The sequence below is a fragment of the Arthrobacter sp. Z5-13 genome, assembly GCF_056499105.1.
Window position 1 is genome coordinate 2,371,198 of record NZ_CP096460.1, and the last position, 12,330, is coordinate 2,383,527.

Annotated in this window: 14 protein-coding genes; 8 read left to right on the plus strand and 6 right to left on the minus strand. The window is 63.1% G+C overall.

The genetic code is table 11. From position 1 onward, the window contains the following. Positions 1-47 precede the first annotated feature (47 nt). Positions 48-308, plus strand: a complete 261-nt coding sequence (locus M1E02_RS11310; RefSeq protein WP_479378133.1) for a hypothetical protein — start codon at positions 48-50, stop codon at positions 306-308. A gap of 23 nt (positions 309-331) precedes the next feature. Beyond that, entirely contained in the window at positions 332-928 is a 597-nt protein-coding gene (locus M1E02_RS11315) for a hypothetical protein (protein WP_479374367.1), read from the plus strand. Between the two features lie 109 nt (positions 929-1,037). Here the strand turns inward: M1E02_RS11315 and M1E02_RS11320 are convergent, their stop codons facing one another. Then, positions 1,038-2,063 (minus strand): TM2 domain-containing protein, encoded by a 1,026-nt coding sequence (locus M1E02_RS11320; RefSeq protein ID WP_479374368.1) that lies wholly within the window; start codon positions 2,061-2,063, stop codon positions 1,038-1,040. A gap of 282 nt (positions 2,064-2,345) precedes the next feature. On the opposite strand from M1E02_RS11320, the gene bioB reads away from it, so the two are divergent. Both bioB and bsaP read left to right on the plus strand, forming a co-directional pair. Next, positions 2,346-3,368 (plus strand): biotin synthase BioB, encoded by a 1,023-nt coding sequence (gene bioB, locus M1E02_RS11325; RefSeq protein ID WP_479374369.1) that lies wholly within the window; start codon positions 2,346-2,348, stop codon positions 3,366-3,368. Continuing rightward, on the plus strand, positions 3,365-3,613 hold the full coding sequence (gene bsaP, locus M1E02_RS11330) for a biotin synthase auxiliary protein BsaP (protein WP_479374370.1): 249 nt from the start codon (positions 3,365-3,367) through the stop codon (positions 3,611-3,613). Before bioB ends, bsaP begins: the two co-directional genes overlap by 4 nt. 55 nt (positions 3,614-3,668) lie before the next feature. Here the strand turns inward: bsaP and M1E02_RS11335 are convergent, their stop codons facing one another. Further along, on the minus strand, positions 3,669-4,649 hold the full coding sequence (locus M1E02_RS11335) for a LysR family transcriptional regulator (protein WP_479378134.1): 981 nt from the start codon (positions 4,647-4,649) through the stop codon (positions 3,669-3,671). 133 nt (positions 4,650-4,782) lie between these two features. On the opposite strand from M1E02_RS11335, the gene M1E02_RS11340 reads away from it, so the two are divergent. From M1E02_RS11340 to M1E02_RS11350, 3 genes are all read left to right on the plus strand, one after another. Further along, complete coding sequence (locus M1E02_RS11340) at positions 4,783-6,042, plus strand: MFS transporter (RefSeq protein WP_479374371.1); 1,260 nt, start codon at positions 4,783-4,785, stop codon at positions 6,040-6,042. 86 nt (positions 6,043-6,128) lie between these two features. Continuing rightward, on the plus strand, positions 6,129-7,253 hold the full coding sequence (locus tag M1E02_RS11345; RefSeq protein ID WP_479374372.1) for a sulfite oxidase: 1,125 nt from the start codon (positions 6,129-6,131) through the stop codon (positions 7,251-7,253). Between the two features lie 21 nt (positions 7,254-7,274). Further along, positions 7,275-7,757 carry an NUDIX hydrolase gene (locus M1E02_RS11350; RefSeq protein WP_479374373.1) on the plus strand — a complete coding sequence of 161 codons (483 nt, stop codon included), beginning with the start codon at positions 7,275-7,277 and terminating at the stop codon, positions 7,755-7,757. A gap of 7 nt (positions 7,758-7,764) precedes the next feature. Here the strand turns inward: M1E02_RS11350 and M1E02_RS11355 are convergent, their stop codons facing one another. The 4 genes from M1E02_RS11355 to M1E02_RS11370 all read right to left on the minus strand — a co-directional run bounded on the left by M1E02_RS11355 (position 7,765) and on the right by M1E02_RS11370 (position 11,601). After that, entirely contained in the window at positions 7,765-8,001 is a 237-nt protein-coding gene (locus M1E02_RS11355; protein ID WP_479374374.1) for a hypothetical protein, read from the minus strand. Positions 8,002-8,065: 64 nt separating this feature from the next. After that, entirely contained in the window at positions 8,066-9,913 is a 1,848-nt protein-coding gene (gene ggt / locus M1E02_RS11360; RefSeq protein ID WP_479374375.1) for a gamma-glutamyltransferase, read from the minus strand. A gap of 228 nt (positions 9,914-10,141) precedes the next feature. Continuing rightward, on the minus strand, positions 10,142-10,567 hold the full coding sequence (locus tag M1E02_RS11365) for a ChaB family protein (protein ID WP_479374376.1): 426 nt from the start codon (positions 10,565-10,567) through the stop codon (positions 10,142-10,144). Positions 10,568-10,809: 242 nt separating this feature from the next. After that, positions 10,810-11,601: a TIM barrel protein gene (locus tag M1E02_RS11370; RefSeq protein ID WP_479374377.1), complete on the minus strand. Its 792-nt coding sequence runs from the start codon at positions 11,599-11,601 to the stop codon at positions 10,810-10,812. 150 nt (positions 11,602-11,751) lie between these two features. Between M1E02_RS11370 and M1E02_RS11375 the strand changes: the two genes are divergently transcribed. Further along, positions 11,752-12,321 carry an MOSC domain-containing protein gene (locus tag M1E02_RS11375; RefSeq protein ID WP_479374378.1) on the plus strand — a complete coding sequence of 190 codons (570 nt, stop codon included), beginning with the start codon at positions 11,752-11,754 and terminating at the stop codon, positions 12,319-12,321. Positions 12,322-12,330: the final 9 nt, after the last annotated feature.

Here is a 12,330-nt window from a genome sequence, read left to right on the forward strand (position 1 = left end):
GGAATAGGCGAGAATAGAGGTCATCCATCATGAAAGCGGGAAGACCATTGATTCATCTCCAGCAGGACTCCGAAGGCTTTATCCGCATGAACAGGCACTTCCCCGGCTCCGCTGCCATATCCATCACCTTCAGTGACGGGAGTCAGGAAGAAGTCACGGGTACGAGGCTCAACGAGGCCTACGATGAAGCTTTGGCTCTGTACCGGGCCGAGAATCACTTGGATGCCAAGGGCTACTCACGTGGCCCGAAGAAGAAGGTGCAATCCGGTATAGATTTTGTGCCGGTTCATCCTGGGATGTCGAACTAGCTCGAAGCAGGGGCCGGATTCCTGTGCAGGTCCTCCCGCGCATCACGGTTGAGGTTCCTGTCCTGAGCATCGGCCGGGGGCCCTCGGACTATGAGCACCTGGGCCGCTACGTTGACGCCTTGCGCCGGCCGCAGGGCCTGCACATGACACTCCTGCACATTGGCGTCCTGGAGGACTTCGGCCGGGACGTGGCCGACTGGACCAAGGGGCTCACCAGTACAGAGGCTGCCACGCGCAAGACCGTGGCTTGGTTGCACGCGCTTCCGGGGCTGGGCAGCTTTTCCGGATGGACCGGGCGGCTGATCGTCCTGGGCGGCGGACACGTGAGCGGGCTCGAAGTTGAAGTGCCCGCCCATGTGCACGACTTTCAGGTGGCCCTCGTGAAGGCGCTGCACGAATTGCTGGAGGAACTGCTAGTGGATAATGTCGACGACTTCATCCTCAGCTCCCCGGCACTTGGCTACCGGTATCCGCGTTGGACTCCCCATGTTGCCGTGGGCCGCCCCAAGTCAAGGGGTGGCGGATCGTGGGAGATTGAACCCTTGGCCGTCGAGTTCGGCGAGTCCCGCATCCGGAACCGCCGTCTCCTTCCAGTGTTCGACGACGGCCCGGGCGCCTGAAAACCCTCCCTCACCTTTCGCAGGTTTTGGCCAGACCCTCCCTCACCTTGTGAGGGAGGGTCGGTGATTAAGGGGCGAAAGGTGAGGGAGGGTCGGTGTGTGGGAGGACTTACTGAGGAGCCGGAGGAGTGATGTTGAAGGTGGCCGTCTTGTCGCCGATATCATCCTTCACTGTGATCTCGGTCTTGCCGTAATCTATGTCCCACGTAACGATGCCATGGACCTTTTGACCGGTTGCCAGCTCCTTCCCGAAAGGAAGATTGGCCTCGTCCGCGTTCAGGTAAAGCACTTCGCCCGTCTTGCCGCTTGGAGAGACTGCATCGAATTTGAAGGCGTTCGGTGACGTGGTCCCGGTCAGAGTCTCCCAAGTGACCTCCAAGAGGAGGAATCCGCCGTTGGCCGGTACCGTGTTGGGCTGGGAAGCGATTCGCTTGGTGTAGAGGGCATCATTGATGGTGACCTTTGCCGTGTTGCCATCGGACATGGTCACCACGATCTCGTTCTCCCCGGCAGGTGTTCCCTTGGCGCCATTGGTTGGACCCGCGGTGGGAGCCGTCGAAGTCTCATCGGTGGTGTCCCGGGCGGCGGCAGACTGTGACGCTACAGCCTTTCCCGCTTGCTCCGCTGCAATTCCCATGGCTGCAAGGGACATCATCATGCTCATGGCGCCAACGATGATACCGAGAACCCAGACGGCGCCGGTGATTATCCAAGCCTTCGCCTTGTGTTCCGGGTAGCCTTCGAGCAGGCGCCCGTCTTTGTCCCTGGCATTGCCGGTCAGGACAATGATCAGATCCACAACCGACCAGATCCCAAGTCCTCCGCCGGTCAGAAGTTTTGCAACCCCGGTACCGATCTTCCCGAGGTAGAAACGGTCTGCTCCGAGGCCACCCAGCAGCATGGAGAGAATCCAAGTTGTGATGAAGGACTTCCCCGGCCCGGCACCATATGGACCCTGTCCGTAGGAATTCGAATCATATCCGGGGTGGTAGCCATCTTGCTGTTGGTACCCGCCCTGCTGCGGGGCGGTCCCAATCTGGTTCGGATCACCGAATGTGGTTGGTGCGTAAGGGGGCGGCGGAGCGCCCGTCCCTGCGTCGTTCTGTGACGGAGGAGGGGAACTGGGAAAGCTCATAGATGTCCTTTTGGCGGAGTTGGTGGGGGGCGACACGTATTAAGTCTCACGATTAGAATAACCCACTTTGGAAGGGGATTCCGGCTGAGGCAATCCATTCACGGCCGTGACAACCCACCGGAGCGGAACAGTATTCTGCGGGCCCGCCAAAAACCTTCCCCGGCGGTACCCGGCACGCCAATGTCCCGGCTGCTTGCTTGTAGAAACCCGACAAAATCCCGGCAGCAAAGGAAAACTAGCGTCGGCAGTGAGGCAAACCCGCAGCCAGCGCAAAGGACCATAATGACCATTCAGGCACACCCCCCGACGAGCCACGAAATCCTGGCGACCGCCCGCCAGCAGGTCCTGGAGGGTGGTCGGGGCCTCACTCAGGAGCAGCTCGTGGAAGTGCTGAGCCTGCCTGACGAAGCCCTCCCCGCCGCACTCCAACTAGCCCACGAAGTGCGGCTCAGGCACTGCGGTGAGGACGTGGAAGTGGAAGGCATTATCTCCATTAAGACCGGAGGCTGCCCCGAGGACTGCCACTTCTGCAGCCAGTCGGGCCTGTTCGACTCCCCGGTGCGGGGCGTGTGGCTGGACATCCCGGAACTCGTCAAGGCCGCCAAGGAAACCGCTGCCACCGGTGCCACCGAATTCTGCATCGTCGCCGCAGTCCGCGGACCCGACATCAAGCTCATGAACCAGATCAAGTTCGCTATCGACCGGATCAATGAAGCAGTGGACATCAATATCGCCTGCTCGCTGGGCATGTTGACGCAGCGCCAGGTCGATCAGCTCAAAGACTGGGGGGTGCACCGCTACAACCACAACCTGGAAACAGCACGCAGCTACTTCCCGGAAGTGGTCACCACCCACAGCTACGAGGAGCGCCTGGAAACCTGCAACATGGTCAAAGCCGCCGGCATGGAACTGTGCTGCGGTGCCCTGATCGGCATGGGCGAGTCCCTGGAACAGCGAGCCGAACTCGCCGCCCAGCTTGCTGCGCTGGAACCACACGAGGTCCCGCTGAACTTCCTCAACCCCCGTCCCGGAACCCCGCTGGAAAACCAAGGCATCATGGACGGCAAGGACGCCCTCCGTGCAATCGCCGCATTCCGCCTGGCCATGCCCAGAACCGTACTGCGCTACGCGGGCGGCCGCGAGTTGACCCTCGGCGACCTCGGCACCCGTGAAGGCCTGCTCGGCGGCATCAACGCCGTCATCGTCGGCAACTACCTCACCACCCTGGGCCGCCCTGCAACAGCGGATCTCGGCCTGTTGCTCGAGTTGAACATGCCCATCAAGGAACTCCAGAAGTCACTGTGACTGCAGGAGTATCGGCCCGCACAGGTCCTGAAAATCCAGATACCCGCAGCAGCTTTTGCGGGCACTGCGGTGAGCCCGACGACGACGGCGATGGCCCGGCGTCGGACCTTCACCTTCGCTGCCGGGAACAGTTGGAGCTGGAGCCTCCCCGCTATTGCGGTCACTGCCGCAGGCGGATGAAGGTTCAGGTGACGCCGCTGGGCTGGTCCGCTCAATGCGCCCGCCATGGAGCGCTTCTTCAGTGAGAGGTGGCCCGGCACAGGAGGGGGACTGCCGGCGTTGCCAGCACTTCACAGCTTTCTACCCGGAGCGTGCCTGCACCAGCCCCGCCAGCAGGCCGGGCCCTTCATTCAGCACCAGCTGGCGGAAGAGCCGCACCTGATGGGGTTCTGCATCGGGGCCGCCGCGCCGTTCCCGCCAGGCGAGTCCGATTTCGCGGTACGCAAGACCTGACTCCAGCGGAACATCGACCCACCCCAGGTTTCCCGTATGGGCCGAAACTTCCCGGGCTGGCTCCAACCCGTCAGGCGGCAGGATACTGACGCCCAGGCCAGCAGAAACGAGTCCCCTGACCGTATGGGAATCCTGGCTCTCGAACGCGATTCGAGGGCGGAAGCCGGCTTCCCGGAAAAGGGCGTCAGTGAGTGACCGTAGGCCATAGCCAGGGCCGAGAGCAACAAAGGGGTCCTGCCTGACGTCGGCAAGACGTGCACGTCGCCGGCCCGCGAGCGGGTGTTGGTGGTGAACCACCAGGCGCAACGGTTCGCGGTACAGGGCAGCAGAACCAATGCTGCGGCTGGCTGGAGCCACTGGTGCGGTGAGGGCAAGGTCGGCGGTACCGGCAGCGAGCTCAGCGAGGCAGCCATCCCTTGCCCCTTGCCTGAGATCGAACGCTGTCTGCGGATAGCGGCTCCGGAAGGCGCTGATCAGGAGCGGCAGGGTTGCCTCCCCGAAGGTGTGCTGGAAGGACACAGCTATCCGGCCGCGTACCACCTCCGATTGATGGCGGACCACATCCAGCCCCGTCTGGAATTCATCCAGGGCTGCCTCGATGTAGGGTAGCAGCGCCTTGGCTGCGGGGGTGAGCCGCACGCCGCGGCCATCGCGGATCAACAATTCAGTGCCCACTGCAGCGCTAGCCCTGGCCAGGGCGCGACTGACCGTCGATTGAGGGATACCGAGCAGCTCAGCAGTCTCGGTGACATGCTGGGTCCGCCCTAATTCCGCAAGCACCGGCAGGAGCGGCAGGAGCTGCACCAGTTGTTTGTGTTCGATAGTCAGAGCGGTCCTCCCCGCGCATGCCAGGACCGGGAATGTGCAGTTCGCCGGCCAGACTGGATCAATCCATTTCCGCCATTGATTCTATGCGAATCATGCATTGGAGGCATTCTTTCCGAATGCCTAGGGTGGATTCATGCCACACCTTCCGCTGCAAGCCACCGCCCATTCCAGCCTGATGGAGCCCTGGGACGGCCACGCCAAGGGTTCGTCCGGGTACCGGAAGGCCCTTGCCGGGCTGGCCTTCGCCGGCGTGGCCACGTTCGCCCAGCTCTACTCCACCCAGGCAGTGCTGCCCATCATGGCATCGGACCTGCGCATCACGGCCGCGGAGGCCGCCTTGACGATCTCCCTGGCCACCGTGGGCTTGGCAATCACCGTCATCCCGTGGTCGTTCCTGGCCGACAGGATCGGGAGGGTGCGGGCCATGTCCATAGGCATATGCACAGCCACGGTTATGGGCCTGTTGGTTCCACTGGCCTCCACCTTCCCCATGCTGCTGGGCCTGCGGATGCTCGAGGGGATGGCTCTGGGCGGGATTCCGGCGATCGTCATCGCCTACCTGAATGAGGAGGTCCACCGGGCCCACGCGGCCCTCGCCGCGGGAAGCTACGTGGCAGGCACAACGCTGGGAGGACTCGCCGGCCGGCTGGTGGCAGGTCCGGTGGGTGAGCTCTGGGGATGGCGGGCAGCAGCCTTGGCAGTGTCTGTCCTGGCGACCTTGGCGGCGGTGCTTTTCCTGGTGCTCGTACCCAAGTCGCGGGGTTTCACGGCGGCGCCGGCGAGCGGACTCCGGGGAGCATTGAAGACGCTGGCCGGTCACGGCCGCAACCCGCGCCTGTTGGTGCTCTATGTTCAGGCCTTCCTGCTGATGGGCGGCTTTGTGGCCGTCTACAACTACCTGGGATTCCGTTTATCCGGGGAGCCCTTCAGCCTGCCTGCCACTGTGATCAGCCTCATTTTCCTCGCTTACCTCTCAGGCACGGTCACCTCGCGCTGGGCAGCAGGACTGGCCCTGACGTTCGGACGCCGGAAAGTCCTGTTGGCAGGAGTCATCCTGATGGTCCTCGGGCTGGCGCTGACCCTGACCCAATTGCTGGTCCTTATCCTGGCCGGGCTCCTGGTCTTTACCGGCGGCTTCTTTGCAGCCCACAGCATCGGGGCCGGCTGGACAGGAGCGATCGCCTTGTCTGGAAGGGCGCAGGCGGCATCGCTCTACAACCTCGCCTATTACCTCGGCTCCAGCATCATCGGCTGGGCAGGCGGACTCGTTTTTCAGTCACTTGGCTGGAATGCGCTCGCGTTGAGCGTCATGGGACTAGCGTGTACGACGGCGGCAATCACCGCCGTCGTACACGCCCGTTCACATCGTGGAGGGATTGTGCACCGGTCTTGACCGCTCCACGCACGGCGGAGTAGACCTGTGTTCAACGGAAGACCGGCCCACAACATGTGGCCTGTCCTGAGCAGAATCGCAACGCCATGACCGAGCAGCTACCCCGTTCCCAGTCCACGAATCCAGCAGCACCGGACCAGCCGGTGCCGCACGCAACGCCCCCCACAACGGGCCCGCTGACGCCGGAGGAACTCCAGCTGTCAGCCCGGAATCATTCAATGCCGCTGGAGGCCCTGCAGAGGGACATCACTCCCCCAGGGCTGCATTACGTCCTCACCCACTTCGACATTCCCTTCATCGACATCAACTCCTGGCACCTGCGGATTGGCGGAGCGGTGGAGCGGTCCGTTGAGCTGAGTATGGCGGCATTGCGCAGGGACCCCATGATCAGCATCCCGGTCACGCTGGAGTGTGCCGGCAACGGGCGCTCGCTGCTAACTCCCCGGCCCCTCAGCCAGCCCTGGGTTCTTGAAGGAGTAGGAACGGCGGAATGGTCAGGAGTTCCACTCGCCTACCTGCTGGCCCAGGCGGGCGTGGACTCCGACGCCGTCGAGGTACTGTTCACCGGAATGGACGCCGGTGTCCAGGGAGGCGTTCCCCAGCGTTACGCGCGGAGCCTGCCCATCTCGGAGGCCATGCGTCCCGACGTCGTCCTTGCCTACGCCATGAACGGCAGTGAGCTTCCGCCCCAGCACGGCTACCCGCTCAGGCTGGTGGTACCGGGCTGGTACGGCATGACCAGCGTCAAATGGCTTGAATCCATCCAGGTGCTGCGGCAGCCGTTTGAGGGGTTCCAGCAGGCGGTGGCATACCGCTACCAGCAGGACGCGGACGACGCCGGTACACCGGTTTCGCGGATCCAGGTGCGTTCCCTGATGGTTCCGCCAGGCGTTCCCGACTTCTTCACCCGCCGCCGGATCCTTCCGCACGGACCCGTGTTGCTGCAGGGCCGGGCCTGGTCCGGGGAGGGGGCTGTGCAGCGCGTGGAAATAGGGATCGATGGCAAGTGGAGCGACGCCCAGCTGAAACAGCCAGCCGGTCCTTTCGCCTGGTGCTCCTGGTCCTTGCCGTGGGTGGCGGATCCAGGCGAACACGAGCTTTCCTGCCGGGCCACCGATTCAACGGGGGCTGTGCAGCCACTTAAGCAGAACTGGAATTACCAGGGGCTCGCGAACAACCAGGTCCAGCGCATCGCAGTGACCGTTGATTAGCCCCGTTGGCGGGGAGGATGAGTGACTGTCCGCAGCGCGGGCCTCCTGCTGTACCGGTGGAGCAAATCATCGGAGCTGGAAGTGTGGATTGCCCATATGGGCGGGCCCTTCTGGGCGCGCAAGACGGACCATTCGTGGTCCATTCCCAAGGGCGAATACCCCGATAATGAAAATCCCCTGGCGGCTGCGCTGCGCGAGTTTGCTGAGGAAATGGGCAGCCCGGCACCCACCGCTGACTACGTTGAACTTGGCTCCTTCCGGCAACCCTCCGGCAAGATCATCACGGCGTTCACAGCGGAATCCGGCTTCGATCCCGAGCGGGTTGTGAGCAACACCTTCTCCCTGGAATGGCCTAAAGGATCCGGCTCAATCCGGGACTTTCCCGAAATCGATGAGGCGCGTTGGATAAGAGAGCCAGAAGCACGTTCAAAGCTGGTGAAGGGCCAACTGCCCATTCTCGACGCCCTGATTGGACACGTCGGGCAAAACGGAAGCGGGCGCTAATGGGCGTTCAGCGCCCCTCTGGGCTTTCACCGTTCCCCACGGCTTCAATCCAGTCGACGGCCTCGTCCGAGAAATAGAACGCGGAGGGACCGTTTTCGCCAACCCACCAGGAATCAGTTGACGTGGAGCCGCCAGCATCTGTGATCTCGACGATCACTTCCGGAGGGACGGCGTCACCGTTGTTGTCCACCAGCCATTCCCGGGTGGAAGGCTTCAACTTCGGCCACCATTGCTCCATGCTCATGCGCGAAGTCTGCCACTTCGGCGCTGAGAATTCGACCGCCACTTGGTGGAGATCCGGGCGGCGCCTACGGTGACGGTTCGAGTACCATCGCCGAGCCGCCCCCACGCCTGACGGGCTCAGCAGCGGCAACCGTACGCCCGTCGGGCAGGAACTCGATGGCTGTAGCCGCTCCGATCTGTGCAGCCGAGGTGAAGGCGTCGCCAGACGGCGTGAACAGATGCCCGTAGGGCGTCAGCTGGCTTCCGTACGCCGCGATGAACTCCGGTTCAGCCGTGACCTTTTCAGTGTTCCGTTGCGATGCGCGCGGTGCCGCAAGAGCTTCCGGGGTGCTCATCCCCAGATCAACACGGTTCAGGATCGTCTGCAGGACAGTGGTGATGATCGTTGATCCCCCGGGTGAGCCCAGCGCAAGGAAGGGCTTGCCGTCCTGGAGGATGATGGTGGGCGACATCGAAGAGCGCGGGCGCTTTCCTGGTTCAATCCGGTTCGGGTCCGTGGGGTTGTACACGGTACTGAAGTCAGTCAGCTCGTTGTTGAGGATGAACCCGCGACCGGGCACCACGATCCCGGACCCGCCGGTCTGTTCAATAGTGAGGGTGTACTCAACCACATTCCCCCACTTGTCAGAGACAGTCAGGTTGGTGGTGGAGATGTTCTCTGTGTCGCTCTCATCGGCAAGCGGTGCGGCAGCAGCCGGGCACACGCCGTCGTACCCGGTGACGTCGCCGGGTGCAACTGGCTTCGTCGCGGCCTGAAGCGGATTGAGCTGGCACGCGCGTTCCTTGCCGAAGACGGGATCAGTGAGCTCGGCCGTGGGTACATCAACAAACGCCGGGTCGCCCACGTACTTGCCACGGTCCGCGAACGCAAGGGCGCTCGCTTCAAGGTAGTGATGGTAGGCGGCAGGTGTGTCTGTTGGTGAGAGCTCGAACTGGGCCAGGATGTTCAGTGACTCTCCAACGGTGGTGCCGCCGCTGCTGGAGGGAGCCATGCCGTAGACGTCGTAGCCTCGGTAGTTCACGTGTGTGGGCGCCTGGTCGAGCACCCGGTAGCCGGCCAGGTCTGCCGCAGTCATGTGGCCCACGGGGACGGGCAGCTTGGTTGTAGGCGACTTCGGCGGGTTCTGCACCGTGGCCGCGATCTGTTCCGCTAGGGGGCCGGTGTAGAAGGCACTCATGCCGTCGCGGGCCAGGAGGCGGTAGGTCGCGGCCAGGTCATGGTTTTGGAAAACAGTGCCGACGGCGGGTGCGTCGCCACCGGGAAGGAAGAGGCCGCTCGTTGAGGTGAATGCCTCGAAGCGGAGCTTGTTGTCGAGGGTCTGCTGCCGGAAGGTCTCGTCGACTACGAAACCGCGGGTAGCTACCTTGATTGCCGGCTTGAGGGCTTCTGAGAGCTTCACGGTGCCCCACCGCTCGAGGGCCCGCTCCCAGGTGGCGGGTGTTCCGGGGACGCCTACGGAGACGCCTGATGTAACGAGCTCAGGGGTGAAGCGGTAGGGGCTGCCTGCCGGGTTGGTGGGTGTGATGGTGGCCGGGTTGATGAATGCGTCATGGGGCATGGCGGCGGGCGCGGTTTCGCGGCCGTCGATAGTGCTGACCTCCCCGGTCTTGGCGTCGTAGAAAACGAAGTAGCCTCCGCCGCCGATTCCCGCGCTGTATGGCTCTGTTACGCCCAGGGTTGCCGCTGCGGCGACGGCCGCGTCCGCAGCATTCCCGCCCTTGCGGAGAACCTCGATTGCGGCAGCCGATGCCTCCGGGTCCACGGTGCTCACGGCGCCGCCGTAGCCGGTTGCCGTTGCGTTCTTTTCGGTCTCCCGGGGATCGGCAAAAGCGGGGCTCCCCACCGCACCGCTCGCGACGCTCATAGCCAGCACTGCCGTGACGGCAGCCAATCGACGTCTCACATAAGGCATGGTTTCTCCCGAGTCCGAATGATGCGAGTTGAAGGTGTGGGCCACGTTACTATGCGGCGGTGCGACACTCAATGGAGCCAAAAACTGGCTGCCTGCGTGTCGCACCGCCCTGCTCTCAGGCATCCTTCCGCCAGCGCGTCAGGAAATTTCCAGGCCTTCGAAGGCGCCCTTCGTGAGAAGGCGCTGACTCCCGGAACAGACTGGCGGTGATATCGATATCAAGTAGGCTTATCCGCCGCGCGCCTTCCGGGTTGCGGCGTCGTTGGCCTTCTGCAGCGCTTGGACTAACTGATCCTTGTCCATCTTGGAACGGCCGTTGATGTTCAGCTCCTGGGCGCGCTTGTAGAGGTGCTCCTTCGAGGCGTTGGCATCCACTCCCCCGGCGGTGGGTTCGGAGGACTCGATACCTTCCTCCGCACGTTTATCCGAGGGGCCACGCTTCTCCTTCGGCTCCCAGTGGTCCCCCACCTTTTCGTAGCTGTGCTTCAACGATGCGAAGGCTGCACGGGCTGCGCGGCTCTCGTCATTGCCGTAGGTTTCGAGGGCGGAATCGTAGGTTTTGGCGAAGGTGTCCTGGGCTCTCTGCTCAGACCGCTGCAGCGTCGAGGGAAGCTCGTCCTTGCGTGCGTGGTCGTTCTTGCCGGTCTTAGGCATGGCATCCACCGTCCTTTCATCAGCAAGCTGATTATCCGGATGTAACCAGCTTAGACACCGATGCGCCCGTTTGGCTCGCGACGTCCCCTGAGGCGGCGGGGCTCTCTGGCGGGTTTTGGTCCAAGGGCAAGGAAATGCCTACGCCGGGCATGGGTTCGGACCCGGAAGCCCGGAAGCGCTTCTGGGACACGTGTACACGCCTGGCCAATTCCGGCTAAGCAGGGCAATCCCGCCGTTCACAGTCAGTCGCCGGCAACATCCGCGACCGCATCCCTGATGGCGCGGAGAGATTCTGCTGAGTTGCCGCTGGATGGCGCGTATTCCAGGCCAATTCCTCGCCGGTATCCGAGATCCTTGAGTGCTCGGATCTGCTTCTTCCAGTCAACCAAGCCTGATCCCGGTTCGTGGCGTCCGGGGTGATCTGCTACTTGGACGTGGCCGATGAGCTCAATGGAGCCGGCGAGAACCTCTGCCGGGTCCTCGTCCATCACCACCGAGTGGTAGAGGTCGTAGAGCATTTTGACGTTGGCCGATCCCACGTCGCGAAGGATCTCAAGCGCCAGCGGAGTTGAACTGAGATAGGTGCCGACGTGGTCGATGCGGCTGTTCAGGTTCTCGAGGACCAGAGTAATGCCAGCATCCTCCGCGTAGGGCGCAGCCGCCCGCAGGGCATCGGTCAGAGCCTTCCTCTGCTCGACGTCGGTGGCAACTTCCCGGGTCTCCCCCGCAACCAGAACAAGGTTGGGAATCCCAAGCCGCTGCGCGATGGGCAGCGACTCCTTCACGGCCGCGACAAACTCGTCCTGCCGCGCGGGGTCAACAGCCTGGCCCTGGGGCTCGCTGACCATGGTGATGGTCGAAAGTCCTGTTTCTCCCAGAGCCCGTTCCATCGCGTCTATGTCCTTGTTGCGCCAGAACCAGAACTCCACCGCAGCGATGCCGGATTCTTTGACAGCCTTCAGCTGCGGGAGCGACATTGGCTCGCCGAACTCGCGGAAGAGCATCTCGGTGCATACCGATAGTTCGTAACTCATGCGCTGCCTTTTCCCTTTGCCTGGCGGGTACAACCGTTAGGGAGATTATGCAACACAGGTAACGAGATAATGCGATTCCCAGGTCTCGCTCAGGAGAGGCATCCGCCAATTAGCATAGAAGAGGGCTGATGGGACGGAGGAGTTCTAGCGGTGAAAAGCTACAAGTACGACGTCGAGATCGTCCACCTGCTCGTGTCCCCCGGGCACGCCTACTTCGGCAGAGCCAAAGATGCCGCCGCGGACGTCCCGACGGCGGATGCTGACCGGGTGGAACTCGTGGCCGGCAAAGGGATCGTCGGTGATCGGTTCTATGGCAAGGCTGCACACATGGATGCAGCAGTGACGCTGTTCGCCGTCGAGGCTCTCGAATCCATTGCCTCAGACCTCGGCGTTGGGCCCCTGGATCCACTCCTGACGCGGCGCAACATCGTCCTCCGAGGCGCTCATCTCGCTCCGCTTATCGGTGCGGAATTCGCGTTGGAATCCCACGGAGCTCTGGTCCGGCTACGGGGCGGACGGCCTGCCCACCCTTGCGCCTGGATGGACAAAGTTTTCACTCCGGGGGCGCATGCGTCCATGCGCGGGCGTGGAGGCCTGCGCTGCCAGCCGCTTTCGGATGGCATCCTGCACCGGGGTCGAGCCACGCTGCTCAGCCCCGTGCCTCTCGAACCTGAGCTGGCCGGCACGGCCTCGCTGCTGAAACCGTCAAGGTTGCCGTAAATCCTGGGA